44 protein-coding genes are annotated in these 25,373 nt (G+C 42.3%); 2 read left to right on the forward strand and 42 right to left on the reverse strand.

The window, feature by feature from the left end; genetic code table 11:
• Positions 1-176: 176 nt before the first annotated feature.
• Positions 177-401 carry a hypothetical protein gene (locus IHV09_RS20415; RefSeq protein WP_231618441.1) on the reverse strand — a complete coding sequence of 75 codons (225 nt, stop codon included), beginning with the start codon at positions 399-401 and terminating at the stop codon, positions 177-179.
• A gap of 150 nt (positions 402-551) precedes the next feature.
• Between IHV09_RS20415 and pdaB the strand changes: the two genes are divergently transcribed.
• The gene (pdaB, locus tag IHV09_RS20420) at positions 552-1,313 is read left to right on the forward strand and encodes a polysaccharide deacetylase family sporulation protein PdaB (RefSeq protein ID WP_197192135.1); all 762 of its coding nucleotides are present in this window, start codon (positions 552-554) and stop codon (positions 1,311-1,313) included.
• 22 nt (positions 1,314-1,335) lie between these two features.
• On the opposite strand, the gene IHV09_RS20425 is transcribed toward pdaB, so the two are convergent.
• Positions 1,336-1,956 (reverse strand): KinB-signaling pathway activation protein, encoded by a 621-nt coding sequence (locus tag IHV09_RS20425; RefSeq protein WP_197195973.1) that lies wholly within the window; start codon positions 1,954-1,956, stop codon positions 1,336-1,338.
• A gap of 148 nt (positions 1,957-2,104) precedes the next feature.
• On the opposite strand from IHV09_RS20425, the gene gerD reads away from it, so the two are divergent.
• Positions 2,105-2,734, forward strand: coding sequence for a spore germination lipoprotein GerD (gerD, locus tag IHV09_RS20430; protein WP_197192137.1), 630 nt, complete (start codon positions 2,105-2,107; stop codon positions 2,732-2,734).
• Between the two features lie 30 nt (positions 2,735-2,764).
• On the opposite strand, the gene IHV09_RS20435 is transcribed toward gerD, so the two are convergent.
• From IHV09_RS20435 to rpsJ, 40 genes are all read right to left on the reverse strand, one after another.
• Positions 2,765-3,814: a P-loop NTPase gene (locus tag IHV09_RS20435; RefSeq protein ID WP_197134157.1), complete on the reverse strand. Its 1,050-nt coding sequence runs from the start codon at positions 3,812-3,814 to the stop codon at positions 2,765-2,767.
• 276 nt (positions 3,815-4,090) lie between these two features.
• The gene (gene cwlD / locus IHV09_RS20440) at positions 4,091-4,816 is read right to left on the reverse strand and encodes an N-acetylmuramoyl-L-alanine amidase CwlD (RefSeq protein WP_197134160.1); all 726 of its coding nucleotides are present in this window, start codon (positions 4,814-4,816) and stop codon (positions 4,091-4,093) included.
• 72 nt (positions 4,817-4,888) lie between these two features.
• On the reverse strand, positions 4,889-5,329 hold the full coding sequence (locus IHV09_RS20445; protein ID WP_197265369.1) for a DUF2521 family protein: 441 nt from the start codon (positions 5,327-5,329) through the stop codon (positions 4,889-4,891).
• A gap of 342 nt (positions 5,330-5,671) precedes the next feature.
• A complete protein-coding gene (gene rpsI / locus IHV09_RS20450; RefSeq protein WP_066237857.1) occupies positions 5,672-6,064 on the reverse strand; it encodes a 30S ribosomal protein S9 in 393 nt (130 codons plus the stop codon).
• 16 nt (positions 6,065-6,080) lie between these two features.
• Positions 6,081-6,518 (reverse strand): 50S ribosomal protein L13, encoded by a 438-nt coding sequence (gene rplM, locus IHV09_RS20455; protein ID WP_066237860.1) that lies wholly within the window; start codon positions 6,516-6,518, stop codon positions 6,081-6,083.
• A 151-nt stretch (positions 6,519-6,669) separates the two neighbouring features.
• Positions 6,670-7,422 (reverse strand): tRNA pseudouridine(38-40) synthase TruA, encoded by a 753-nt coding sequence (gene truA, locus IHV09_RS20460; RefSeq protein ID WP_197265370.1) that lies wholly within the window; start codon positions 7,420-7,422, stop codon positions 6,670-6,672.
• A 13-nt stretch (positions 7,423-7,435) separates the two neighbouring features.
• Complete coding sequence (locus tag IHV09_RS20465) at positions 7,436-8,233, reverse strand: energy-coupling factor transporter transmembrane component T family protein (RefSeq protein WP_197265371.1); 798 nt, start codon at positions 8,231-8,233, stop codon at positions 7,436-7,438.
• A 1-nt stretch (position 8,234) separates the two neighbouring features.
• Entirely contained in the window at positions 8,235-9,101 is an 867-nt protein-coding gene (locus tag IHV09_RS20470) for an energy-coupling factor ABC transporter ATP-binding protein (RefSeq protein WP_197265372.1), read from the reverse strand.
• Entirely contained in the window at positions 9,086-9,916 is an 831-nt protein-coding gene (locus IHV09_RS20475; protein WP_197134175.1) for an energy-coupling factor ABC transporter ATP-binding protein, read from the reverse strand. The genes IHV09_RS20470 and IHV09_RS20475 overlap by 16 nt, the downstream gene beginning before the upstream one ends.
• A gap of 350 nt (positions 9,917-10,266) precedes the next feature.
• On the reverse strand, positions 10,267-10,629 hold the full coding sequence (rplQ, locus tag IHV09_RS20480) for a 50S ribosomal protein L17 (protein ID WP_066237878.1): 363 nt from the start codon (positions 10,627-10,629) through the stop codon (positions 10,267-10,269).
• A gap of 58 nt (positions 10,630-10,687) precedes the next feature.
• Positions 10,688-11,632 carry a DNA-directed RNA polymerase subunit alpha gene (locus IHV09_RS20485; protein ID WP_066390697.1) on the reverse strand — a complete coding sequence of 315 codons (945 nt, stop codon included), beginning with the start codon at positions 11,630-11,632 and terminating at the stop codon, positions 10,688-10,690.
• Positions 11,633-11,775: 143 nt separating this feature from the next.
• On the reverse strand, positions 11,776-12,171 hold the full coding sequence (gene rpsK, locus IHV09_RS20490; protein WP_066237883.1) for a 30S ribosomal protein S11: 396 nt from the start codon (positions 12,169-12,171) through the stop codon (positions 11,776-11,778).
• A 20-nt stretch (positions 12,172-12,191) separates the two neighbouring features.
• A complete protein-coding gene (gene rpsM / locus IHV09_RS20495; RefSeq protein ID WP_066390695.1) occupies positions 12,192-12,557 on the reverse strand; it encodes a 30S ribosomal protein S13 in 366 nt (121 codons plus the stop codon).
• Between the two features lie 21 nt (positions 12,558-12,578).
• Positions 12,579-12,692, reverse strand: a complete 114-nt coding sequence (gene rpmJ, locus IHV09_RS20500) for a 50S ribosomal protein L36 (protein ID WP_007203526.1) — start codon at positions 12,690-12,692, stop codon at positions 12,579-12,581.
• Between the two features lie 35 nt (positions 12,693-12,727).
• A complete protein-coding gene (infA, locus tag IHV09_RS20505) occupies positions 12,728-12,946 on the reverse strand; it encodes a translation initiation factor IF-1 (RefSeq protein ID WP_066237890.1) in 219 nt (72 codons plus the stop codon).
• Positions 12,939-13,262 carry a KOW domain-containing RNA-binding protein gene (locus IHV09_RS20510; RefSeq protein WP_137792243.1) on the reverse strand — a complete coding sequence of 108 codons (324 nt, stop codon included), beginning with the start codon at positions 13,260-13,262 and terminating at the stop codon, positions 12,939-12,941. Before IHV09_RS20510 ends, infA begins: the two co-directional genes overlap by 8 nt.
• A gap of 14 nt (positions 13,263-13,276) precedes the next feature.
• Entirely contained in the window at positions 13,277-14,023 is a 747-nt protein-coding gene (gene map, locus IHV09_RS20515; protein WP_197134178.1) for a type I methionyl aminopeptidase, read from the reverse strand.
• Positions 14,020-14,673, reverse strand: a complete 654-nt coding sequence (locus IHV09_RS20520; RefSeq protein WP_066390692.1) for an adenylate kinase — start codon at positions 14,671-14,673, stop codon at positions 14,020-14,022. The genes map and IHV09_RS20520 overlap by 4 nt, the downstream gene beginning before the upstream one ends.
• A gap of 68 nt (positions 14,674-14,741) precedes the next feature.
• The gene (gene secY / locus IHV09_RS20525; RefSeq protein ID WP_197134181.1) at positions 14,742-16,043 is read right to left on the reverse strand and encodes a preprotein translocase subunit SecY; all 1,302 of its coding nucleotides are present in this window, start codon (positions 16,041-16,043) and stop codon (positions 14,742-14,744) included.
• The gene (gene rplO, locus IHV09_RS20530; protein ID WP_197134184.1) at positions 16,043-16,483 is read right to left on the reverse strand and encodes a 50S ribosomal protein L15; all 441 of its coding nucleotides are present in this window, start codon (positions 16,481-16,483) and stop codon (positions 16,043-16,045) included. The genes secY and rplO overlap by 1 nt, the downstream gene beginning before the upstream one ends.
• Positions 16,484-16,514: 31 nt before the next feature.
• Positions 16,515-16,703 (reverse strand): 50S ribosomal protein L30, encoded by a 189-nt coding sequence (rpmD, locus tag IHV09_RS20535; RefSeq protein ID WP_066237910.1) that lies wholly within the window; start codon positions 16,701-16,703, stop codon positions 16,515-16,517.
• A gap of 14 nt (positions 16,704-16,717) precedes the next feature.
• Positions 16,718-17,218, reverse strand: coding sequence for a 30S ribosomal protein S5 (rpsE, locus tag IHV09_RS20540; RefSeq protein ID WP_066237913.1), 501 nt, complete (start codon positions 17,216-17,218; stop codon positions 16,718-16,720).
• A gap of 14 nt (positions 17,219-17,232) precedes the next feature.
• Complete coding sequence (rplR, locus tag IHV09_RS20545) at positions 17,233-17,595, reverse strand: 50S ribosomal protein L18 (RefSeq protein ID WP_066237916.1); 363 nt, start codon at positions 17,593-17,595, stop codon at positions 17,233-17,235.
• A gap of 31 nt (positions 17,596-17,626) precedes the next feature.
• Positions 17,627-18,166 carry a 50S ribosomal protein L6 gene (gene rplF / locus IHV09_RS20550; protein ID WP_066390685.1) on the reverse strand — a complete coding sequence of 180 codons (540 nt, stop codon included), beginning with the start codon at positions 18,164-18,166 and terminating at the stop codon, positions 17,627-17,629.
• A 24-nt stretch (positions 18,167-18,190) separates the two neighbouring features.
• Positions 18,191-18,589: a 30S ribosomal protein S8 gene (rpsH, locus tag IHV09_RS20555; protein WP_066390683.1), complete on the reverse strand. Its 399-nt coding sequence runs from the start codon at positions 18,587-18,589 to the stop codon at positions 18,191-18,193.
• 32 nt (positions 18,590-18,621) lie between these two features.
• Complete coding sequence (gene rpsN, locus IHV09_RS20560; RefSeq protein WP_066390681.1) at positions 18,622-18,807, reverse strand: 30S ribosomal protein S14; 186 nt, start codon at positions 18,805-18,807, stop codon at positions 18,622-18,624.
• 24 nt (positions 18,808-18,831) lie between these two features.
• On the reverse strand, positions 18,832-19,371 hold the full coding sequence (gene rplE, locus IHV09_RS20565; protein WP_066390678.1) for a 50S ribosomal protein L5: 540 nt from the start codon (positions 19,369-19,371) through the stop codon (positions 18,832-18,834).
• 26 nt (positions 19,372-19,397) lie between these two features.
• A complete protein-coding gene (rplX, locus tag IHV09_RS20570) occupies positions 19,398-19,709 on the reverse strand; it encodes a 50S ribosomal protein L24 (RefSeq protein WP_066294477.1) in 312 nt (103 codons plus the stop codon).
• Positions 19,710-19,766: 57 nt separating this feature from the next.
• Positions 19,767-20,135 (reverse strand): 50S ribosomal protein L14, encoded by a 369-nt coding sequence (rplN, locus tag IHV09_RS20575; protein WP_066237936.1) that lies wholly within the window; start codon positions 20,133-20,135, stop codon positions 19,767-19,769.
• A 45-nt stretch (positions 20,136-20,180) separates the two neighbouring features.
• Positions 20,181-20,444: a 30S ribosomal protein S17 gene (gene rpsQ / locus IHV09_RS20580; protein WP_066390676.1), complete on the reverse strand. Its 264-nt coding sequence runs from the start codon at positions 20,442-20,444 to the stop codon at positions 20,181-20,183.
• 22 nt (positions 20,445-20,466) lie between these two features.
• The gene (gene rpmC / locus IHV09_RS20585) at positions 20,467-20,670 is read right to left on the reverse strand and encodes a 50S ribosomal protein L29 (RefSeq protein ID WP_066237940.1); all 204 of its coding nucleotides are present in this window, start codon (positions 20,668-20,670) and stop codon (positions 20,467-20,469) included.
• Positions 20,660-21,094: a 50S ribosomal protein L16 gene (gene rplP, locus IHV09_RS20590; RefSeq protein ID WP_066237943.1), complete on the reverse strand. Its 435-nt coding sequence runs from the start codon at positions 21,092-21,094 to the stop codon at positions 20,660-20,662. The genes rpmC and rplP overlap by 11 nt, the downstream gene beginning before the upstream one ends.
• Before the next feature lie 2 nt (positions 21,095-21,096).
• Complete coding sequence (gene rpsC, locus IHV09_RS20595) at positions 21,097-21,756, reverse strand: 30S ribosomal protein S3 (protein ID WP_066237945.1); 660 nt, start codon at positions 21,754-21,756, stop codon at positions 21,097-21,099.
• Positions 21,757-21,759: 3 nt separating this feature from the next.
• Positions 21,760-22,101: a 50S ribosomal protein L22 gene (gene rplV / locus IHV09_RS20600; protein ID WP_066237948.1), complete on the reverse strand. Its 342-nt coding sequence runs from the start codon at positions 22,099-22,101 to the stop codon at positions 21,760-21,762.
• 19 nt (positions 22,102-22,120) lie between these two features.
• Positions 22,121-22,399, reverse strand: coding sequence for a 30S ribosomal protein S19 (gene rpsS, locus IHV09_RS20605; RefSeq protein WP_066237951.1), 279 nt, complete (start codon positions 22,397-22,399; stop codon positions 22,121-22,123).
• A gap of 57 nt (positions 22,400-22,456) precedes the next feature.
• Positions 22,457-23,287 carry a 50S ribosomal protein L2 gene (gene rplB / locus IHV09_RS20610; RefSeq protein ID WP_066390675.1) on the reverse strand — a complete coding sequence of 277 codons (831 nt, stop codon included), beginning with the start codon at positions 23,285-23,287 and terminating at the stop codon, positions 22,457-22,459.
• A 28-nt stretch (positions 23,288-23,315) separates the two neighbouring features.
• On the reverse strand, positions 23,316-23,603 hold the full coding sequence (rplW, locus tag IHV09_RS20615; RefSeq protein WP_137792245.1) for a 50S ribosomal protein L23: 288 nt from the start codon (positions 23,601-23,603) through the stop codon (positions 23,316-23,318).
• Positions 23,603-24,226: a 50S ribosomal protein L4 gene (gene rplD, locus IHV09_RS20620; protein ID WP_066390669.1), complete on the reverse strand. Its 624-nt coding sequence runs from the start codon at positions 24,224-24,226 to the stop codon at positions 23,603-23,605. Before rplD ends, rplW begins: the two co-directional genes overlap by 1 nt.
• A gap of 17 nt (positions 24,227-24,243) precedes the next feature.
• Positions 24,244-24,882 (reverse strand): 50S ribosomal protein L3, encoded by a 639-nt coding sequence (gene rplC, locus IHV09_RS20625; RefSeq protein WP_066237965.1) that lies wholly within the window; start codon positions 24,880-24,882, stop codon positions 24,244-24,246.
• Between the two features lie 49 nt (positions 24,883-24,931).
• Positions 24,932-25,240, reverse strand: a complete 309-nt coding sequence (gene rpsJ / locus IHV09_RS20630) for a 30S ribosomal protein S10 (RefSeq protein WP_053356198.1) — start codon at positions 25,238-25,240, stop codon at positions 24,932-24,934.
• Positions 25,241-25,373 lie beyond the last annotated feature (133 nt).

Here is a 25,373-nt window from a genome sequence, read left to right on the forward strand (position 1 = left end):
AGTGTGTCGCTCGTTTTGGCGACTTTTATATGATACCACCGTTGGCTAGTTGATGTCAACTGCTTTTTTTAGTGATTCTTAATTTGTTTGTTTCGTTTGTTTCAGCCGCTGTAAAAGCGACAAGAAGTAATATACCACCTTCTTGATAATATGGTCAATAGTTTTTTCGAAAAAAGTTAATTTCTTTGTTTCCGCCTTAAATATCTTCTGCAATCAGAAGGCTTAGCGAATCTGCAGAACAAACGATAAATGATCTGATACCGCTCTTCTAATACAGTTTTTACGATAGCGTCAATCTTATTGTCTTCAAGATCGACCCTTAGTTCTTCCATTTCCTTTTTTAACACATATTCAAACTCAGAAAGCTCTTGATGATTTAACAGCATCCCTACCAAAGACAATAGACGACACCCCTCTTATTTTTTCTTTTACCATTATGGCCATGAAAAGTCAGAGTTAATATTTTATAGGAATGTCTAAATTTTCGGTATATCTTGTCCCTTTCATCATAGATATTTTGTAAGGAAGATGGACAGGGGGTAGATGGTTTTATGAAATTTTTCTTTGTTATTAACGGCAAGAAAATGAAACAATACATGGTTGTTGTGTTTGCAGCTTTCTTTGCTGCCTCACTTGCATTTGTAGGACAGCAGCAACTATCTGTGTTTTCATCTAAAGATGGACCTCGTGCGATTTATAAGGGAGAAGACCAAGGAAACAAAGTATCTCTCACGTTTGATATCAGCTGGGGCGACAAACGGGTCACACCGATCTTAGACGTTTTAAAGGAAAAGGGCGTAAAAAACTGTACCTTTTTCCTATCAGCCGCTTGGGCTGAACGTCATCCTGAAATCGTCGAACGTATTGTAAAAGATGGTCATGAAGTAGCTAGTCTCGGTTATCAATACAAAAGCTATACAGATTGGGAAGATAAACAGATCAAGCGGGATATCCTTTTAGCTCAGGAGAAAATTAAAAAAGTATCCGGGAAAATGACTTCTCTTATACGACCGCCAAATGGGAATTTTGATGAGCGTGTCTTAAACATCTCAGAAGATCTCAACCACACGGTAGTTCATTGGAGCATCGACACGAAAGATTGGAAAAACCCTGGAGTAGATCGTATTGTTACAACTGCCACTGATGAGACGAAAGCAGGAGACATCATCTTGCTTCATGCATCCGATTCCGTTAAACAAACACATAAAGCACTTCCAACTATTATTGATAAACTCCGCGACGATGGCTTTAAATTTGTGAGTGTAAGTGAGATGATCGCGAATACCGAGGCCAACAGTAAAGAAGTTAACTGATGAATGAAAAAACGCCCCTGCCTTATAAGGCAGTGGGCTTTGTTTGTTTAGATGATTTAGATTGATTTGACTGCAACAGTCGATGCAGCATTAAAATTTGATACGTGTTACAAAGCATGATCGGAACAAAGCCCATCCATAGTGAAAGGGTATTGTTTTCTTTTAACACCGGCACCCATTCTAAGATGGTTACGACTGTAATAAAGAAAAGCGTTGGGATGAACGCTACACTCGATGTTTGTTTTACTTTTACATATGCAATGACCAATCCGTAAGCTAAAATCGCAAGCGGAATAAGAATGTAGTTAACGAGGCTGTCGCCTTCCTTGTGAAAAGATGTATATCGTAAATAGAACAGATCGAAAAGTACGACCGCTATCAATACAAGTTGTACTCCGTTCCAAAGGCGATGACTTTTAAAAATACCAAGGCCAAAGCGATGAACCGTTAAATATGCAAAAAAGCCCATCTGACTAAATACACTGAACAACGCGCCAAAACCGATCAGTCCAAAAATATATAGAAGTACTTCTAAAGCGCTGCTGTCCTCTGGAAACTTTAATATAAGACCAACTGTGATTGCACTGACAATCCCAATTAATAATGTGGTAAAGAATAAAAAGATCCAACTTCTAATTTTCACGCGTGTTTTCCCCCTCTAACATGCTCCGTAACGATTGTACCAATGTCTATTTTAAATTGCCAGTTTTCCTTTAAATAACCAGTATAAATACGTGCTAAAAATCAATCCTATAAGTATCGAGCTCAACTTGAAAGGAGGAGGAATTCAAATGAAAAAAATATACATTTTCCTCTTTTGTATCTCTTTTGCTGTTCTTTCGGGCTGTGCTCAAGAAGCCCAAGGCAGTTCACAGGTCGATTACGAAGCAACGAAAAAGATGCTTGTCGATCTATTGAAGACAGATGAAGGAAAAAAAGCCATTAAAGAAGTTCTATCAGATAAAGAAATTCAACAAGATATACTCATTGATCAAGAAGTCATCAAACAGACGATTGAAAAGCAGCTTCTTTCTGAAAAGGGCCAAAAGTTTTGGCAGACCCTTTTTAAAGATCCGAAGTTCTCAGTAGCTTTTGCGAAAAGCATGCGAAAAGAACATGAGAAATTGATGAAGGATTTAATTAAAGATCCTCAGTATCAAGCAGAAGTGATGAAGATCATGCAGAACCCGCAAATGGCAGAAAAATTATTATCGCTCGTTGATACACAGCCAGTTAGAAAAGAAATGAAAAAAGTGATGCTTGAGACGTTCGAGAGTCCAATCGTACAAGCTCAAATTCAAGAGATGTTAAAGAAAGTGGCTCATGAAGAAATTGATCAGTCCATCTCGAAAAAAGGAAAAGAAGCTTCATCATCTGGCGGCGGACAAGAGCAACAAGAAGAGTCCACAAGCCCGCAATAAAAGCCTCCCGACAAACGGAAGGCTTTTTCTTTAATTTGTTTTATCAATAATTTTCTTTGCCATCTGAATGTAGTGTTCACCGATTGGATGTGTTTGGTCATATACACTTGGCGCAAAATCATCTTCTTTTATTTCAGGCTGACCAAGCGGTATTTGTCCTAACAACGGTACATTTAACTCTTCTGCTAAACGCTTTCCGCCGTCTTTACCAAATACATATTCCTTTTCACCTGTTGATCCGCTTTGGAAGTAAGACATGTTCTCAACGATACCAAGCACTTCATGGTTTGTCTTGATCGCCATCGTTCCCGCTCGAGCTGCTACGAATGCTGCTGTAGCATGAGGTGTTGTTACGATTACTTCTTTACACTTCGGAAGCATCTTATGAACATCCAGCGCCACATCACCTGTACCTGGCGGCAAGTCTAGAAGAACATAGTCTAGATCTCCCCATTCTACTTCGCTGAAGAAATTCATAAGCATCTTCCCAAGCATCGGTCCACGCCAAATTACAGGTGCATTATCCTCCACGAAAAATGCCATAGAGATTACTTTTACATCAAAACGCTCAACCGGAAAGATGCGGTCGCCCTTTACTTTCGGACGTTCTGTAATTCCCATCATATCTGGAACACTGAATCCGTAAATATCAGCATCGATCAAGCCGACCTTTTTCCCAAGTCTCGCAAGAGCAACAGCTAAGTTGACCGAAACCGTTGATTTCCCTACGCCGCCTTTACCACTAGCAATCGCGATAAATTGAGTCTTGCTGTTTTCGGAAAGAAGAGTAGTTGGTGCACTCTGATTCGCTGCTTCACTTGGGTTTACAGCCGTAATATCGTCTCTTTTTTCGAAACGAAGTCCTACAGATTCCGCTCCAGCATTTTTCAAAACTTGAACGATCTGCTGCTGCAGCTGCATTTGTTCGGGCGTTCCTGTATGTGCTAAGCCAATTTTCAGCCCCACATATCCTTCTTTTATCTTCAACTCACGGATACTCCCTGAGTCGACCATGCTTTTATGTAAATAAGGGTCTTGAATAGGACCTAACAGCTCGATGACTTTTTCTTCTGTAAGCACATAGACACATCCTTTACCTGTAAAATTCCTTTTCAGTATATCACAACCCCCACCGACAATCATGTAAGCGGTTTTTTAGATGTGTGAATTTCACTGAAGCGAGGAAGCTCACTAAAGGAGGTATGAGCACTTACTGTCGTCTTTTATGAAAATACTGTCCACTTATTGAAACTTACTGTCCACTTTTACATATTTACTGTCCACTTCGGTATATTTACTGTCCACTCCAAATTACTCGCCCAAATAGCGAGCACATGAAATAGAGAAACACCCCCTCTAATCAAGAGGAGATGTTGGTGGTGTTTCATTTGTATAAAATCGCAGCATACCTTGGTAGATCGATGCCGCTATACTTTTTTGGTACGATTCTGTTTTTAACAGCTCTCGTTCTGATGGATTGGATAAGAAACCGACTTCGACTAGCGCTCCTGGCACTTCTGCAGTCCGCAGCAAGTATAAACCTTCTATGGATTTTGCAAACCGATCCGTATTATTTAGATTTCTTTTGATTTCGTCTTGTATAAATTTAGATACGGCTTCTCCGTCTTCTTTGCCGGGATGATAAAAGACTTGTGCGCCTCTCCACCTGGATGAGGGCAAAGAATTTAAGTGAATCGAAATAAATAAGTCCGCATGATTTTCGTTAATAATTTTTTTTCGCTCTTTTAAATCTTCCCATTTGCGATGTCGCAATTTTTTTGTACCTTCGTCCGCGAGGTCAGTGTCTGTTTCACGTGTCATGATGACTAGCGCTCCCGCTTCTTGTAAATAATCTCGAAGTAACATGGAAATGTTTAATGCGATCTCTTTTTCAAGAACTTCTCCATCACCAACAGCACCACCGTCAGCACCGCCATGGCCTGGGTCGATTACGATAATCTTTCCAGAGAGCGGCATGTTCCACGAGCGCCACGAATCATCATCTAAAAAATGATAGGTGAAAATAAAGATAAGGACAGCGCATCCAAGTGCAAATGCGGCTCCCTTCACCCACTTCTTCATGTTTTGTCCCCCTATACAAGCCATATATCACTATGTATATGGGACAAGAAGAAATTTATAACTGTTTAGCGATTATTGCAACTTCATCCGGTAGCGTTTTTCACCGTTTTTGTAGCCTTCCATCCACCAAATATGAACGAATGCCTCACAGCAAAGATGAAGAGATTCCATCATCATCTCTGTTCCCCAGCACCAGAACTGCCAATATTCAAAAAGGCCGTCTGCGATTGCCTGTTGTTTTGCATATGCTCTTTCCTTAATCTTTTCTAATGTTTCTCCATGATACGCAAATCGGCTGTAGCCTGCACCTAAGAGATAAGAATCGATCGCCATATCGATGCACGCATCTTCAATGTCATTTTGATAAAGAAGCGAGTATTGAAAAAATGGTTGAAACAAACGCTGAAATTCTTTTTTTATGTTAGCAAGGGATAAGTCCCGAAGTACTTTCCGCTCGAACGTTTCTTTTTTGAAGCGCTGCTTTTCTTTAAAGTTGTTTAATACGATTGCCATTAATACCTCCCCTTTCATCATGTTGTGTTTTCCATATCTATATTTTCTCCAGAGATAGCTTCACGACACTTCATAAAAGATGGGAATAACTCTTTATGGCATTATGGAGGGGAAAAAGGCAGGGCACGATAAGATCTGCGTTAGCGTTAGACTTAATTTTTTCGTTTTTGACTTAATTATTTTAAATTAGACTTAATTATTTGGGTTAAGACTTAATTTTCACGATCAAAGGCTTAATGGTTCGGAATTAGACTCAATCTTCTCGAACTAGACGCAATTCACAAATAAAAAAACCCCGCTCTCTAAAAAAGAGAACAGGGTTTTGAAAAACGTAATAGGAAATTAACGTTTTGAGAACTGAGGTGCACGACGAGCGCCTTTAAGTCCGTACTTCTTACGCTCTTTCATACGAGCGTCACGAGTAAGGAATCCAGCTGCTTTAAGAGAACCGCGGTACTCAGGATCTGCTTCAAGAAGCGCACGAGAGATACCGTGACGGATAGCTCCTGCTTGTCCAGTGTATCCACCGCCATGAACAGTAACTAATACGTCATACTTGTCAGTTGTTTCAGTTGTGTTAAGTGGTTGCTTAACGATAAGCTTTAATGTTTCTAATCCGAAAAATTCGTCAATGTCACGTCCGTTGATTACGATACGGCCTTCACCAGGAACTAATCGTACACGCGCTACGGAGTGCTTACGACGTCCAGTGCCATAATATTGTACTTGTGCCACGTAAATACCCTCCTTTTTATCCGCGTAACTCGTAGTTTTCAGGTTTTTGTGCTTGGTTGTTGTGCTCAGCTCCAGCGTAAACGTGAAGCTTTTTGAACATTTGGCGACCAAGGCTGTTCTTTGGAAGCATACCTTTGATTGCTAGCTCAAGCATTTGAACTGGACGAGTTGTACGCATTTCTAATGCAGTTCTCGTACGCAGTCCACCTGGGTGACCAGTGTGGCGGTAGTAAATTTTGTCTGTTAATTTCTTACCTGTTAATTCAATCTTCTCAGCGTTGATGATGATTACGTGATCACCAGTGTCAACGTGTGGTGTATAAATAGGCTTATGCTTACCGCGAAGGATAGATGCAACTTCACTGGATAGACGTCCAAGTGTTTTGCCTTCAGCGTCGATCACAAACCATTTACGTTCTACTTCAGAAGCTTTCGCCATGAAAGTCGTACGCATGTGTTTTCCCTCCTGTATCTTCAATCAAATTTCATTATATTCATGTGAACATTTCCCGAGATATCTACACGGGGCATGTGGACGATATCTGTAGAAATACCAAATAATATCTTATAATATATAAACAACGATGTCAAGCGTATCCTAAATATTATTCCGTTTTATCTTCATATTCTACATGAAAGAGATAGAGTCCGTTTGCCGGAGCTGTTTTTCCAGCGAGCGCACGGTCTTTGCTTTTAATAATCGCTGAGATCTCCTCAGTTTTTCGCTTTCCTTGACCAACTTCTAAAAGTGTACCAACAAGTATGCGAACCATGTTATATAAAAAACCACTGCCTCTTACCTTCAGTGTTAGGACATTGCCTTCTTCCTCAACATCTAAAGCAAAGATCGTACGAATTTTGTCTTCCACTTCCGACTTTGCTGATGAAAATGAGGTAAAGTCATGTGTACCTAAAAATAACGATGCAGCTTGCTTCATATCCTCTACGTTTAAGGAGTAAGGGAAATGAAACATATGATTTCTTTGAAAAACATCTGGTTGCTTACTTCTTAAAATTTTATAGTGATACTCTTTACCTGTTGCAGAGAAACGAGAATGAAAAGAATCACTGACCATCTCTACTTCTTTTATTAGAATATCATTCGGAAGCATCGCATTCAATGCCTTCCCCCAAGCTTCAGAATGAATCTCCATGGGTGTATCAAAATGAAACACTTGACCGATGGCATGAACACCCGCATCTGTGCGTCCTGAGGCATAGATTCCTACAGGTTCCCCTTTGTGCATCTTTTGCAGGACGGCCTGAATCGTTCCTTGCACCGTTCTGCCGCTAGGCTGTATTTGGTATCCGGCAAACCCAGTACCATCATAGGCTACGGTTACTTTCATACGAGCCATGTTCAATCTCCTTTTAATTGCGTAATAAGAATAGCGCAAGAGTCAGCAATGTTAGTAAAAGCAAAGCAAACGTATCACGCTGATGCCACTCTAGCGCACGAAGTCGCGTTCTGCCTTCACCACCACGATAACCTCTCGCCTCCATCGCAAGAGCGAGTTCTTCAGCCCGCTTAAACGAAGAGACGAATAACGGAACTAACAGCGGTACAAAAGCCTTTGCTCGTTCTTTGATCGGTCCGCTCGTGAAATCAGCACCACGTGCCATCTGCGCTTTCATGATTTTTTCCGTCTCTTGTAAGAGTGTTGGAATAAACCTGAGTGAGATCGACATCATCAATGCGAACTCATGAACAGGAAGTTTCCACTTTTTTAAAGGTCCTAACAAGTGTTCCAAACCATCTGTAATATCGATCGGTGTTGTTGTTAAAGTCAAAAGTGACGTCATCATAACAAGTAATAAAAGCCTTAGGGCAATGAAGATCCCTTGAATCACTCCGCCTTCGTAAATTTCAAGAAAGCCCGCTTTATAAAGCAAATCGCCTTCTTTTGTTAAGAAAATATGCAAAAGCATCGTAAACACGACAAGTAAAAGAATCGGCTTTAATCCTTTATATAAATAACGAAGTGGAACTTTTGACAAACTGATCGTTACAAACGTAAAAGCGATTAGTAGTCCATAAGTCAGCCAGTTGTTCGCCAAAAAGACGATAAACAAATAAAAGAAGGCAGCAATGAGCTTCGAGCGGGAATCCATTCGATGAAGGGGAGAGGAAGCTGGGTAATACTGCCCGATAATAACATTCTGCAGCATATTAATTCCCCCTCTTCTTCAGACTCTGACTAACTTGTTTAGCCAGCTCGTCCACTGTAAACTTCGATAATGTCAGATTCAAACCAGACTTCTCATTCCATTTTTGTAAAAATTGAACGGTCTCTGGCACATCTAATCCGGCTTTCTGGAGAGCTTCTCGCTCGCTAAAGATGTCAGTCGGCTTACCATGTAGATACAGTTCACCTTTATGCATCACAGCGATCTCATCCGCGTATCTCGAAGCGTCTTCCATACTGTGAGTAACAAGTATCGTAGTGAGGTTATTTCTCTCATGCAGAGAATAGAACAGCTCCATAATCTCAACACGCCCAGCTGGATCAAGTCCTGCTGTAGGCTCGTCCAAGATAAGCACTTCGGGATTCATGGCAAGAACACCTGCAATCGCCACACGACGCATCTGGCCACCGCTCAAGTCAAAAGGAGATTTACTTAGAACACTCTCTGGAAGTCCTACCATCTCAATTACTTTAGTAGCAGTTAGCTTCGCGCTTTCTTCAGACACACCAAAATTCCGTGGACCAAACATGATATCTTTTTCAACCGTTTCTTCAAAAAGCTGATGCTCAGGATACTGAAAAACAATACCTGCTTTTTTTCGAAGTGATTTTAAATCTTGTTTCTTACCGCCAGCCTTAAGTTCAGTACTGCCCATCTTTATTGAGCCTGCTGAAGGCTTTAATAGCCCGTTAAGATGTTGAATAAGTGTAGACTTTCCAGAGCCAGTGTGCCCGATCAAAGCAAGGAAAGTACCATCCGCGATGTCGAGGTTAATATCGTGCAGAGCACGCCTCTCGAACGGAGTTCCCTCCATGTATCTATGCTCTAGACGGTTTATGCTAATTTCCATAATGCATTCACCAGCTCTTCCTGCGTTAAATAGCTTTTATCAAGCTCCACACCTTGTTGGCGAAGAGCCTCACTTAACTTTAGTGAAAACGGTAAATCCAGACCGGCCGATTTCAAAAGTTCACGCTGCTGAAAAATGTCTTCAGGTACGCCTTCAGCTGCCTTCTCTCCCATTTTCATGACGACAACTCTGTCTGCACTTAGCGCTTCCTCTAAATCATGAGTGATAGAAATGACAGTGATGCCCTCTTTTTCATTCAGTTCGCGCACAGTCTCGATCACTTCAATTCGACCGATCGGATCGAGCATCGATGTCGCTTCATCCAAAACGATAACAGAAGGTTTCTGTGCCAATATACCGGCTATTGCCACTCGTTGCTTCTGCCCACCGGATAATTGATGAGGTTCCTGGTTTAAGAAAGCTTCCATTCCCACTCTCTCTATACTTTCATTGATACGCTTTACCATCTCGTCTCGCGGAACACCGAAATTCTCCAGGCCAAACGCGATGTCATCTTGTACGCTCGTTCCTACAAACTGGTTATCTGGATTTTGAAACACCATCCCGACAAGTCTTCTTATTTCCCAGATGTCGTCTGGAAGGCCTGTCGTGTACTGTGAGACATATACAGCCCCCTCATTAGGCAACAACAGCCCGTTGAGCATTTTTGCCAACGTGGACTTCCCAGAGCCGTTATGGCCCACGATCGATAGCCATTCCCCTTTGTGTACATCTAACGTTACACCTTTAAGCGTAGGTGTCTCTTCTCCCGGATAATAAAAGGTCACATCTTTAACGGTAATGATGTTTTCCATGTGACATCCTCCTCTTAACTGCTGCTCATTCTAAGCTGCTCTCTGCTCAATTACTTTTAACAATAATGGGCTTGAACTTTCAATAACTTTTTTTAATGGTTTTGCTTTAGAACTTTGTTGTCCCTTCATTGAAAAGTTGATTGGAGCGCAAGGTGCGAGACTCCTGCGGGACAAGCGGTCAGGTGAGACCCTTAACGGCGCAAAGCGGCAAGGGGCTCACCGCCTGCCCCGCGGAAAGCGAGCACCTGGAGCGCAAATCAACTCTCGCAATTACTACTTGGCTTTTCAATAAAAATAAAAAAGGGCAAGATTGTCATTGAAGACTTGATCCCGCCCTTTCATACGTTTTATTAAACTAATTCAATGATAACCATTGGTGCACCATCACCACGGCGAGGGCCGATTTTTGCGATGCGAGTGTAACCACCGTTACGCTCTGCATAGCGAGGTGCAAGATCACTGAAAAGCTTTTGTAGAGATCTTTGTCCAGACTCAGCGTCTGCTACTTCGTTACGAAGGAACGATGCAGCTTGACGGCGAGCATGAAGGTCTCCACGCTTACCAAGCGTAATCATTTTCTCAGCAAATTTACGAACTTCTTTTGCACGTGCTTCTGTAGTTTCAATACGCTCGTTGATGATTAAATCAGTAGCTAAATCACGAAGCATTGCTTTACGAACCGCAGATACACGACCTAACTTTTGGTATCCCATGCTTGTATTCCCTCCTCTGCGCGTTTCTCTCTCGTCTTGAAAAAGCGCGTATTACGAATTAATCGTCAGCGCGTAATGAAAGACCTAGCTCTTCAAGTTTCTCTTGAACTTCTTCAAGAGATTTCTTTCCAAGGTTGCGTACTTTCATCATGTCTTCTTCAGACTTATTCGCAAGTTCTTGAACTGTATTAATGCCAGCACGCTTTAGGCAGTTATAAGAACGAACAGAAAGATCAAGTTCTTCGATCGTCATCTCAAGTACTTTTTCTTTTTGGTCTTCTTCTTTTTCTACCATAATCTCAGCGTTCTGAGCTTGATCTGTTAAGCCAACAAAAATGTTTAAATGTTCGCTAATGATCTTCGCACCAAGAGAAACTGCTTCCTCTGGACGAATGCTCCCATCTGTCCATACATCAAGCGTTAGCTTATCATAGTTTGTTACTTGTCCTACACGAGTGTTTTCCACTTGATAGTTCACACGCGAAATTGGCGTGTAAATTGAATCAACAGGAATTACCCCGATCGGCAGGTCTTCGCGTTTATTGCCTTCTGCCTGTACATAACCACGACCACGTTTCGCATGAAGCTTCATTTGGAAATGAGCTCCTTTTGCTAGTGTTGCGATATGAAGATCCGGATTAAGGACTTCAACATCGCTGTCATGAGTAATGTCGCCAGCTGTTACAACACCGTCACCTTGTACATCGATTTCAAGTGTCTTCTCTTCATCAGAGTAAATCTTCATTGCAAGTTTCTTTAAGTTTAAGATGATGGTTGTAACATCTTCAACTACACCTTCAACTGTAGAGAACTCATGCAATACGCCATTGATCTGAATAGATGTAACTGCTGCACCAGGTAGTGAGGACAACAAGATACGACGCAAGGAGTTGCCTAGTGTAGTCCCGTATCCACGTTCAAGTGGTTCAACAACAAACTTTCCGTATGTGGCATCGTCGCTGATTTCAACCGTCTCAATTCTTGGCTTTTCGATTTCGATCATTCAACTGAACCCTCCTTCAAACGTCGAATCTCGGCTGGAGGTTTCCAGCCGAAATTCCCCATAGGCATTCCGACTTATCATTTACCAAAACTTTCACTATAACCATTATAGACAAGTTATAGAAATATATACCGTGTATATTGTTACACGCGACGGCGTTTTGGCGGGCGGCAACCGTTGTGAGGTACAGGAGTAACGTCACGAATAGCTGTTACTTCTAAGCCTACCGCTTGAAGGGCACGGATTGCTGCTTCACGTCCAGCACCAGGTCCTTTAACGGATACTTCCAACGTTTTCATACCATGTTCCATTGCAGTTTTACCAGCTGTTTCAGCTGCCATTTGTGCTGCGAACGGAGTAGACTTACGAGAACCTTTAAATCCTAGGTGACCAGCAGTCGCCCAAGAGATTGCGTTCCCGTGCGTGTCAGTGATCGTAATGATCGTGTTGTTGAATGTAGAACGGATATGTGCTACGCCGACTTCAACATTCTTTTTGACACGACGTTTACGTGTATTAGTCTTACGTGCTTTTGCCATTTAGAGTTTACCTCCTTTACTTACTTTTTCTTATTCGCTACTGTACGACGAGGTCCTTTACGAGTACGGGAGTTGTTCTTCGTGTTTTGACCACGTACTGGTAATCCACGACGATGACGAACACCACGATATGCTCCGATCTCGATTAGACGCTTGATGTTTAGTGATACTTCACGACGAAGGTCACCTTCCACTTTGTGTCCATCGATGACTTCGCGGATTTTATTTAATTCATCTTCAGTAAGATCACGAACGCGTGTATCTTCAGAAACTCCAGCTCCAGCAAGAATTTGCTGTGCTTTTGTTTTACCGATACCGAAGATGTATGTTAAAGAGATTACTACTCGCTTATCACGAGGAATATCTACACCTGCAACACGTGCCATAATTTTTGCACCTCCTGTATATTAACCTTGTTTTTGTTTATGTTTCGGATTTTCACAGATCACCATTACAGTGCCTCTGCGGCGAATCACTTTACATTTTTCACATATTGGCTTGACTGATGGTCTTACCTTCATTGTTTATAACCTCCTTATGTCACGGAGTACATTGATTATTTAAAACGATACGTTATACGACCACGTGATAAGTCATACGGAGACAATTCTACGGTTACTTTATCCCCTGGAAGAATTCGAATGTAGTGCATACGAATCTTTCCAGAAACGTGCGCTAGAACTTTGTGTCCGTTTTCTAGTTCAACACGAAACATGGCGTTCGGAAGAGGTTCAATTACTGTACCTTCGACCTCAATAACATCATCTTTAGCCATCGACTTGATCTCCCTTCTTCAGAGCAATGACTTTCTCGTCGGAAAACTTCGCTACTGCATAACGCAATTTGCCATTGGTTACACGACCTGTTTCAAGAATGCTTTTAACAACTTCCGGAGAAGTAAAATCCAGCAGCTCTAAGTGGTTTAGGTTCTTACGCTTGGCTCGATCAAACTTTCTCTTGTCACCATCTGCTACGAGGACGAAACGTCCATCGAGAATACCGACAATCACACCTAACCGATCTGCGTCTCTTCCTTTTAGTATCCGAACCAGTTGACCTATGCTCGGTACCGAATCAGATTCGCTTACCATTTCATCACCTTCACTTAGATCTTTGTTAAGATTTCAAAGCCTTCTTCCGTAATGACAACCGTGTGTTCGAAATGAGCACACCATTTGCCATCCGTTGTGACAACCGTCCAGTTATCGGATAATGTTCGAACATAGCGAGTTCCCGCATTAATCATAGGCTCTATTGCTAGAACCATGCCCTTTTTCAGCACCGGCCCTTTACCAGGCGGTCCATAATGAGGAATTTGCGGGTCCTCATGTAAGTCCTGGCCTATTCCGTGTCCGACATATTCGCGAACAACAGAAAACCCTTCACCCTCAGCATACTTTTGTATCTCATGAGAAATGTCAGTTAACCGGGCACCGGCTTTTGCTTTTTCGAGTCCTTTATACAAAGACTCTTCCGTTACATCCAGAAGTTTTTGAGCTTCATCTGAAATCTCGCCAACTCCATACGTCCAAGCGGAGTCACCGTGGTATCCTTTGTACTTCGCCCCAATATCTATAGAGATAATGTCGCCATGGTTGAGTACGCGTTTACCTGGAATTCCGTGCACAAGTTCTTCATTTACAGAAGCACAGATGCTTCCACTAAAACCATTATAGTTTTTAAATGAAGGAATTGCACCTTGGCTGCGGATAAACGTATCAGCAATTTTATCCAGTTCCTTAGTAGTTATGCCAGGCTTAATGTGTTTTTTTAACTCTTGATGAGTTAAGGCAACAATGCGACCTGCCTCCCGCATGATTTCAATCTCTCGCGGTGTTTTGCAGATTATCATTTCGCCAATCCCCCAATAAGTTGGTCAATGTCTTGAAAGACTTTGTCGATATCCTGATCACCATTCATGTTTTTCAGGTAACCTTTTTCACCATAAAAATCAAGCAGTGGTTTAGCCTGCTTCATGTTTACATTTAAACGGTTTCGAACGGTCTCTTCATTATCATCTTGACGTTGGATAAGCGTACCGCCGTCTTTATCACATACTCCTTCAACCTTTGGCGGGTTGAATATTACATGATACGTGCTTCCGCATGTTTGGCAAATCCGACGACCTGTTAATCGCTGCATAAGCTGATCAGAATCTACTGAAATGTTTAACACATAATCAATCGTTCTTCCAAGCTCTGTTGTGATTTCTTCCAGTGCTTCCGCTTGGGCAACTGTCCGAGGGAATCCATCTAGTAAAAATCCTTTTTCGCAGTCCTTTTTAGAAAGTCGGTCACGTACGATACCGATTGTAACTTCGTCAGGAACGAGGTTACCCGCATCCATGTACGATTTTGCCTCAAGTCCAAGAGGAGTCTCCTCTTTAATTGCTGCTCGGAACATATCTCCAGTAGAGATATGAGGTATTCCGTATTTTTCAACAATTCTTTCTGCTTGAGTACCCTTACCTGCTCCGGGCAATCCCATTAAGACTAGATACATCTAATCCCTCCATAAATCACAATCGTCTTTTATCAAGAGCATATGGGAAGATGAATCTTCCCGTGCTCTTATTTAATGAAGCCTTTGTAGTGTCGCTTGATCAGCTGACTCTCAATCTGCTTCATGGTGTCAAGTGCCACACCTACAACAATCAGCAAGCTTGTTCCACCAATTTGAATGGCTGGCGGAAGGTTCAAACCTGGAATTGCTGTAAAGACAACTGGCAGGACTGCAACTGCAGCCAGGAAAAGAGATCCAACAAATGTTAATCGATACAGAATTCTTGTTATATAAGTTTGAGTGTTAGCTCCTGGACGAATGCCAGGAATGTATCCACCCTGCTTCTTTAAGTTTTCCGCCATTTGCTCCGGATTTACTTGGATAAACGTATAGAAATACGAGAATCCGATAATAAGGAGCGCATATATAATCATTCCGACTGGTTTCGTGTAGTCAAACGTGTTGATAATCCAAGTCGTAACATCATTCTGTCCGAAGAAGCCGGCAACAGTTCTTGGCGTGATGATCAAGGAAATCGCGAAGATAACCGGGATAACACCTGCTGCGTTTACTTTAATCGGAAGATGAGTTGACTGGCCGCCAACAGGCTTTGTTCCAACGACTCGCTTTGCATACTGAATCGGGATTTTCCGAACACCTTGTTGAATAAAGATAACACCCATAATAATGAGTACAATCGCAAGAGCAAGCAGTACAATCGTTACAATATGCATGAATAACTGATCGTTACCACCTTCAAATTGCGTTGTGAAAAGCTGGTTAACTGCTGTAGGAATAGCTGCGGCAATCCCCGCAAAAATCAGAACTGAAATTCCGTTTCCAATCCCCTTAAGGGTAATCTGCTCACCTAACCACATTAAGAATGCAGTACCTGCAGTTAAAACTAACGCGATAAAAAGATACGTAGACATACTAGGGTTTTGAATAAGTCCTGGGAAAAGATTGTTAAAACCGATAGACATACCGATTGCCTGGATAAAACCAAGAACAATAGTTCCATAGCGAGTGAACTGAGCTAATTTCTTACGCCCAACTTCACCTTGCTTACTCCACTCCGTAAATTTAGGAACAACGTCCATCTGCAGAAGCTGCACGATGATCGATGCTGTAATATACGGCATGATACCCATAGCGAAAATGGAGAAGTTCTGTAAAGCTCCACCGCCAAACGTATTCAAAAAACCAAAAATGTTAGCACTGTCGCCCGTACTGAATTTCAGTACATCACGATTTACGCCTGGTACTGGGATAAATGTTCCTAGACGGAACACTACCAGCATAGCAAGTGTAAACAATATCTTGTTTCTCAGATCACCCACACGCATAATGTTGGAGATTGTCTGGAACATTAGATCACCTCAGTAGTTCCGCCCGCTGCTTCAATTGCTTCTTTAGCAGAAACAGAGAATTTGTGCGCCTTAACTGTAAGCTTAGCTTCTAACTTGCCATTTCCAAGAACTTTAATTCCGTTTTTAAGACTGCTAACTACTCCTGTTTCGATAAGAAGTTCCGGAGTAACTACTGTGCCCTCTTCAAAACGAACTAGCTTCTCAAGATTTACAACTGCATACTCTTTACGAGTAGGGTTTGTGAATCCGCGTTTCGGTAAACGACGTGCTAGTGGATTTTGTCCACCTTCGAATCCAGGTCTAACACCACCGCCTGAACGAGAGTTTTGACCTTTATGACCACGACCACTTGTTTTACCATTGCCTGATCCGATACCGCGACCTAAACGGTTGCGAACTTTACGGGATCCTTCTGATGGCTTCAACTCATGAAGTTTCATCTGAGCACCTCCTCATGATTTATTTATCTTATTAAGCTTCTAATTCTTTCACTGTTAAAAGGTGAGACACCTTGTTAACCATACCGCGGATAGCCGCGTTATCTTCGTGTACAACCGTCTGGTGCATTTTGCGCAAACCAAGTGTCTTAACAACGATACGTTGGTTTTCAGGACGGCCGATAACACTACGAGTGAGGGTGATTTCTAATTTCTTAGCCATCTAAAGTTCCCTCCTTAACCTAAAAGCTCTTGTACTGATTTACCGCGAAGTTTCGCAACGTCTTCAGCACGCTTTAAATTTTTCAAACCTTCGATAGTTGCACGAACCATGTTGATTGGGTTGTTAGATCCAAGTGACTTAGAAAGGATGTCACCTACACCAGCAAGCTCCAATACTGCACGTACAGGTCCACCAGCAATTACCCCAGTACCTTCAGATGCAGGTTTAAGAAGTACGTTACCTGCTCCAAAGCGTCCAATTACTTGGTGAGGAATTGTTGTTTTTACGATCGGTACAGTTACTAAGTTCTTCTTAGCATCTTCAATCGCCTTACGGATCGCTTCTGGTACCTCTTGGGCTTTACCAGTACCGAATCCAACGTGACCGTTTTTGTCACCAACTACAACTACTGCAGCAAAGCGGAAACGACGTCCACCTTTTACTACCTTAGCTACACGGTTAACGGTAACGACGCGTTCTTCAAGTTCAAGTTTGTTAGGGTCGATACGCATCAGGTTCCCTCCTTCGATTAAAATTCTAACCCAGCTTCACGAGCTGCGTCTGCTAATGCTTTAATACGTCCGTGATATAAATATCCGCCTCGGTCAAATACTACCGATTTGATTCCTTTTTCAACTGCGCGCTTAGCGATTTCTTGACCAATCGCTTTAGCAGCATCTACGTTTCCACCGTTTTCTACACTTACACCTTTATCAAGGGAAGATGCAGATACAATTGTTACACCTGCTTGATCATCGATCAATTGAGCATAGATGTGCTTTGTAGAACGGAATACGTTCAAACGAGGACGTTGTGCTGTTCCGCTTACAACGCGGCGAACACGAGCATGTCTTTTCTTACGAGCGACATTCTTATCTGCTTTCGTGATCATCCTTTGCACTCCTTTCCGCTACCTAACGGCTTTATTTACCAGTTTTACCTTCTTTACGGCGAACGAATTCACCTTCGTAACGAATACCTTTACCTTTGTAAGGCTCAGGTGAACGAACTGAACGGATGTTTGCAGCAACTTCACCTACACGTTGCTTGTCAATACCCTTAACGATTACCTTCGTGTTAGAAGGTACTTCGATGTCGATCCCTTGCTCAGGAACGATTTCAACAGGATGAGAGTAACCTACGTTAAGTACAAGCTTGTTACCAGCTTTGGAAGCACGATATCCAACCCCGATAATTTCTAGAGCTCTTTCATAACCGTTAGTTACACCGATAACCATGTTGTTTAGTACGCTACGAGTTGTACCATGCAATGCACGGTGCTCTTTGTGGTCGCTCGGGCGTTCCACAGTAATTTCGTTATCTTGAACATTAATCTTAATGTCAGCATTGAATTTGCGAGAAAGTTCACCTTTAGGGCCTTTTACAGAAACCGTGTTGTCAGTTGCAACATCGATTGTAACGCCACCTGGAACTTCAATCGGTTTGTTACCTACGCGAGACATGTTGACACCTCCATTCGCTATTTATTACCAAACGTACGCTAGTACTTCGCCACCCATTTGTGATTGGCGAGCTTCTTTATCAGTCATAATGCCTTTAGAAGTAGATACGATCGCAATACCAAGTCCTCCAAGTACACGTGGAAGATCAGTTGATTTTGCATAAACACGTAGTCCAGGCTTAGAGATACGCTTAAGACCTGAGATTACACGCTCATTGTTAGAACCGTACTTAAGGAAGATACGAATCATTCCTTGTTTGCTATCCTCTACATATTCCACATCGCGAACAAAACCTTCACGCTTTAGGATTTCTGCGATTTCTTTTTTCATATTAGAAGCAGGAAGCTCCAATTTATCGTGACGAACAGTGTTTGCGTTGCGGATACGAGTAAGCATATCTGCAATTGGATCTGTCATAACCATTACTAGTTACCTCCTTCCCTTTTTTCAGGGTATTACCAGCTGGCTTTTTTAACGCCAGGAATTTGACCTTTGTAAGCAAGTTCTCTGAAACAAATACGGCACAGTTTGAACTTGCGGATTACTGAATGAGGACGCCCGCAACGTTCACAGCGCGTATATTCTTGCACTCCGAACTTTTGCTTGCGTTGTTGCTTAGCAATCATGGATTTCTTTGCCACGGGTAAACCTCCTTTGGCTAAAGGTTATTTTTGGAACGGCATTCCGACTTGTGTAAGAAGCTCACGTGCTTCTTCGTCAGTGTTCGCAGTCGTTACGATAACGATGTCCATTCCGCGAACTTTGTTTACTTTATCATAGTCGATCTCCGGGAAGATCAATTGCTCTTTAACTCCAAGCGTGTAGTTACCGCGGCCGTCGAAAGACTTCTTGGAAACCCCGCGGAAGTCACGTACACGTGGAAGGGAAACGCTGATTAACTTATCAAGGAAGTCATACATGCGCTCTCCGCGAAGTGTAACTTTTGATCCGATCGGCATACCTTCACGAAGTTTGAATCCAGCGATAGATTTCTTAGCACGCGTGATCACAGGCTTTTGACCAGCGATTGCTGTAAGTTCCTCTACTGCTGTATCTAACACTTTAGAGTTGGATACTGCTTCACCAACACCCATGTTGATAACGATTTTTTCGATCTTTGGTGCTTGCATTACTGAAGTGTAATTAAACTTTTCCATTAGAGATGGTAAGATCTCTGCTTTATATCGCTCTTGTAGACGGTTCATTATGTGTCCTCCTTTCACTCTGAGACTTATTTATCTAGGGTTTCACCAGATTTTTTGGCCACACGAACTTTTTTCCCATCAACTACATTGTAGCCTACACGAGTAGGAGCACCAGTTTTAGGGTCAAGAGGCATTACGTTAGAAGCATGAATTGGTGCTTCTTGGCTAAGGATTCCACCTTGTGGATTAGCTTGAGAAGGTTTTGCGTGTTTCTTAACAACGTTCACACCTTCAACAAGCACTCTATTTAGCTTCGGATAAGCTTCAAGGATCACACCTTGTTTACCTTTATCCTTGCCGGAAATAACTTGTACTTTATCGCCTTTTTTCACATGCAATGGCATTGTGATGTTGCACCTCCTTACAAGACAATAAACGCCTTGCTAGTAAATATATTAAAGAACTTCTGGAGCAAGAGATACGATTTTCATAAATTGCTTGTCACGAAGTTCACGTGCTACTGGTCCGAAGATACGAGTTCCTCGAGGACCTTTATCATCCTTAACGATTACAGCCGCGTTCTCATCAAAGCGGATGTAAGATCCGTCGTTACGGCGCATACCACGCTTAGAACGTACCACTACCGCTTTAACAACGTCACCTTTCTTAACAACGCCACCTGGTGTTGCGGACTTAACCGAACAAACGATAATGTCACCAACGTTAGCGTACTTACGACCAGAACCACCAAGAACTTTAATGCAAAGTAACTCTTTCGCACCGGAGTTATCAGCTACTCTTAAACGGGATTCTTGTTGAATCATGCGAATGGACCTCCTTTCGGATATGAGTATAATCCGAACAATTTATTAAATAATTACTGCTTCTTGTACTACTTCAACTAGACGGAATCGCTTGTCTTTAGAAAGCGGACGCGTTTCCATAACCTTTACGATATCGCCAATTTTAGCAGTGTTGTTTTCATCATGCGCTTTTAACTTTTTAGAGTATTTAACGCGCTTGTTATATAAAGTGTGAGTCTTGTAAGTTTCTACAAGCACTGTAATCGTTTTGTCCATCTTGTCAGAAACAACACGACCAGTGTACACCTTGCGCTGGTTACGTTCACTCATTGTGCGAACCTCCTCTCAAGATTTAACCGTTAGTAATCCCAAGCTCTCTTTCACGTAAAACCGTTTTTGCACGGGCAATTGCTTTACGAACTTCACGAATGCGGGCCGGGTTTTCAAGTTGACCTGTCGCTAGTTGGAAACGAAGGTTAAAAAGCTCTTCTTTAAGTGCTTTTGCTTTTTGTTCAACTTCTGCAGTGGTCAGGTTACGAATATCATTAGCCTTCATTTGTGTCACCACCCACTTCTTCGCGTTTAACAAACTTACATTTTACAGGAAGTTTGTGTGCTGCAAGACGCAACGCTTCGCGTGCCACTTCTTCAGAGACACCTGCGATTTCAAACATAACTTTTCCTGGCTTAACTACTGCTACCCATCCTTCAGGAGCACCTTTACCAGATCCCATTCGGACTTCTAGAGGCTTTGCAGTGTAAGGCTTAGACGGGAAAATTTTAATCCATACTTTACCGCCACGCTTCATATAACGAGTCATCGCAATACGAGCTGCTTCGATCTGACGGTTAGTAATCCAGCTAGCTTCAAGAGCTTGCAAACCGAATTCTCCGAAATGAACTTCAGTACCGCCTTTTGCGTTCCCACGCATTTTACCGCGGTGTTCACGACGATATTTAACACGTTTTGGCAATAACATAATTATTTGCCTCCTTCCTCTTTTTTCGTTCCTCTTGTTGGAAGGACCTCACCACGATAAATCCAGATTTTAACTCCAAGCTTACCGTAAGTTGTGTCTGCTTCAGCAGTACCGTAATCGATGTCTGCACGAAGTGTGTGAAGAGGAACTGTACCTTCACTATAATGTTCAGCACGAGCGATATCAGCTCCGCCAAGACGGCCTGACACTTGTGTTTTGATACCTTTCGCTCCCATACGCATTGCACGTTGGATCGCCTGCTTCATAGCACGACGGAAAGATACACGGTTTTCAAGTTGACGAGCGATGTTTTCAGCTACTAGCTTAGCATCAACGTCAGCTTGTTTGATTTCAAAGATGTTTACGTGAACTCTTTTACCAGTGATGTCGTTAAGGGCTTTACGAAGTGCTTCAACTTCAGATCCACCTTTACCGATAACCATTCCTGGTTTAGCAGTTTTGATTGTGATATTCACACGGTTAGCTGCACGTTCGATTTCAACACCTGATACAGCAGCGTCTTTTAAACGCTTTTCAATATAAGAACGGATCTTAAGGTCTTCATGTAAAAGATTAGCGTAATCCTTTTCAGCGTACCATTTTGAATCCCAGTCACGGATGACGCCAATACGTAGACCTATTGGATTTACTTTTTGACCCACGTCTTAACCCTCCTTCTTTTCAGAAACAACGATTGTGATGTGGCTAGTACGTTTGTTGATACGGCTTGCGCGACCCATCGCACGAGGACGGAAACGCTTAAGAGTAATACCTTCATCAACGAACGCTTGCTTAATCACCAAGTTGTTCGGTTCCATTTCATAGTTGTGTTCTGCGTTTGCGATAGCAGACTTAAGCACCTTTTCAATTACAGGAGAAGCTGCTTTAGGCGTCAAACGTAGAATCGCAAGTGCCTCACCTACTTGCTTGCCTCGAATCAAGTCGATTACGATGCGAGCTTTACGAGGAGCAATACGCACTTGTTTAGCAATTGCTTTTGCTTCCATTTTGTGTACCTCCCCTCAATTAACGTCTTGTTTTCTTATCATCAGCTGCATGGCCTTTGTAAGTACGAGTAGGTGCAAACTCACCTAACTTGTGACCGACCATATCTTCTGTACAATAAACCGGCACGTGCTTACGACCATCATAAACAGCGATTGTGTGACCGATGAAGTCAGGGAAAATCGTAGAACGACGAGACCAAGTTTTAACTACTTTCTTGTCGTTAGATTCATTAAGTGCCTCGACCTTTTTCATCAAGTGGTCATCTACAAAAGGCCCTTTTTTCAAACTGCGACCCATTTGAGAACCTCCCTTTGTGTTTGCGCTACGGCTCGATTGAACCGTAGTACAATCACATTATTTTTTGCGACGACGTACAATGTACTTGTCAGTTTGGCTATTTTTCTTACGAGTTTTATATCCAAGAGTTGGTTTACCCCATGGAGACATTGGTGATTTACGTCCGATTGGAGCGCGTCCTTCACCACCACCGTGTGGGTGATCGTTAGGGTTCATTACAGAACCACGAACTGTTGGGCGGATACCCTTCCAACGAGAACGACCTGCTTTACCAACGTTTACAAGTTCATGCTCTAGGTTTCCAACTTGACCGATTGTTGCGCGGCAAGTAAGAAGGATCATACGAACTTCACCAGAACCAAGACGAACTAGCGCGTACTTTTCTTCTTTACCAAGAAGTTGAGCTTCAGCACCAGCTGAACGAGCCAATTGTCCACCTTTACCAGGCTTAAGTTCGATGTTGTGAATTGTAGAACCTACAGGAATGTTAGCTAATGGAAGTGAGTTTCCTACTTTAATATCAGCTTCAGTACCGGACATGATTTCTTGCCCTACTTTAATTCCTTTTGGAGCTAAGATATAACGCTTCTCACCATCTGCATAGTGGATTAGCGCGATGTTAGCCGTACGGTTTGGATCGTACTCGATTGTAGCAACGCGACCTGGTATTCCGTCTTTGTTACGTTTGAAATCGATGATACGATACTTACGCTTGTGTCCTCCACCTTGGTGACGAACAGTTAGTTTACCTTGGTTGTTACGCCCAGCTTTTTTGCTAAGAGGAGCAAGCAAGGATTTTTCTGGTTGGTCAGTTGTAATTTCAGCAAAGTCAAGCTGAGACATATTACGACGACCGTTAGTTGTCGGTTTAAACTTTTTGATACCCATTGTAATTTCCCTCCTTTACGAGTTCTTTTTAAACTCCTTCAAAAAAGTCGAGTTCTTTGCTTTCTGGAGTTAATGTAACTACTGCTTTTTTACGTTTAGAAGTGTAACCAGTATGACGGCCTACACGCTTGAACTTACCTTTGTAGGTAGCAGTGTTTACAGATTGAATTTTTACGCCAAAGATTTCTTCTAGTGCGCCTTTGATTTGAGTCTTAGTAGCACGAGGATTAACTTCGAACGTGTATTTTTTGTCAGCCATTATTTCAGTAGAACGCTCTGTAATAACGGGGCGCTTAATCACATCACGAGCTTCCATTATGCGAGCACCTCCCCTACTTTTTCCACAGCGTCTTTAGTCATAAGAAGCTTGTCGTGGTTTAACACGTCAAGAACACTAACGCCGTTAGCCGTAACAACTGTTACGCCAGGGATGTTACGTGCAGACAATGCAACAGCGTCATTGTAATCAGCAGTTACAACTAATGCTTTACGATCTGCGGATAGATTTGCAAGAACTTGCATCATTTCCTTTGTTTTAGGAGCTTCGAATGCAAGACCTTCTAAAACGATTAAGTCGTTATCTAGAACCTTAGAAGATAGCGCTGATTTAATAGCTAAGCGACGAACCTTCTTTGGTAATTTGTAAGAATAGCTTCTTGGTGTTGGTCCGAAAACCACTCCACCGCCAACCCATTGTGGAGAACGGATAGATCCTTGACGAGCACGTCCAGTACCTTTCTGTTTCCAAGGCTTGCGTCCACCACCAGCAACTTCAGAACGGTTCTTTACATCGTGCGTTCCTTGGCGCTGTGATGCTTGCTGCATAATAACAGCGTCAAAAAGCACGCTTTTATTTGGTTCAATACCGAAAACGGAATCGTTTAATTCGATATCGCCAGCTTGAGTACCATCTTGTTTAAATAATGCTACTTTTGGCATCAGATTGTCCTCCTTCCTTATTTAGCATCCTTTGCTTTAACAGCAGAGTTAATTGTAACGTAGCTCTTTTTCGCTCCAGGTACGTTACCTTTGATTAGTAGAAGATTACGTTCTGCATCAACTCTTACAACTTCTAAGTTTTGTACAGTTACTGTATCTCCGCCAGTACGTCCAGGTAATGCTTTCCCTTTGAAAACACGGTTAGGGTCAACTGCACCCATTGAACCAGGACGACGGTGGTAACGGGAACCATGGCTCATCGGCCCGCGTGATTGCCCGTGACGTTTGATAACACCTTGGAATCCTTTTCCTTTAGATGTACCAGTAACGTCTACAGCGTCACCTTCTGCAAAAATGTCAGCTTTGACTTCCTGACCAACTTCGTATCCCGCAACATCAACATTACGGAATTCTTTAACGTAGCGCTTAGGGCTCGTGCTAGCTTTAGCAGCATGTCCTGCTTGTGGCTTGTTAGTACGAGAGTCTTTTTTATCATCAAATCCAAGTTGGATAGCTTCGTAGCCATCATTCTCAACGGATTTCTTTTGAAGAACAACGTTAGGAGTTACTTCTACTACAGTAACTGGAATTAGATCTCCGTTTTCTGCGAAAACTTGAGTCATACCAATTTTTCTACCTAAGATTCCTTTGGTCATTCGTCACACCTCCTATTAATAAGTAAAATATTTATAAGCAAACGTGAAATTATAGTTTAATTTCGATGTCTACACCAGACGGTAGATCCAAACGCATTAACGAATCAACTGTTTGTGGTGTTGGCTCGATAATATCGATCAAGCGCTTATGAGTACGCATTTCGAACTGCTCACGAGAGTCCTTGTACTTATGAACCGCACGAAGGATCGTGTAGATCGCTTTCTCAGTAGGTAGTGGGATAGGACCTGATACCTTTGCTCCTGAACGCTTAGCAGTTTCTACGATTTTTTCAGCTGATTGATCAAGAATTCTGTGATCATACGCCTTTAAACGGATACGAATCTTTTGCTTTGCCATTTTTTTCCCTCCTTTATTCGCCTATTTTGATAAACAGACATTGCTCCGCGGAAATTCAACCTGATATCACCAGCCATGGCAAAGGGGCCTAGTGTGTCAGCAACCTTCCGGATCATCGCAGTGAATGACCAAC

Origin of the sequence: Fictibacillus sp. 23RED33 (genome assembly GCF_015903925.1) — a bacterium.
In the GTDB taxonomy this organism is placed as follows: Bacteria; Bacillota; Bacilli; order Bacillales; family Fictibacillaceae; genus Fictibacillus; species Fictibacillus phosphorivorans.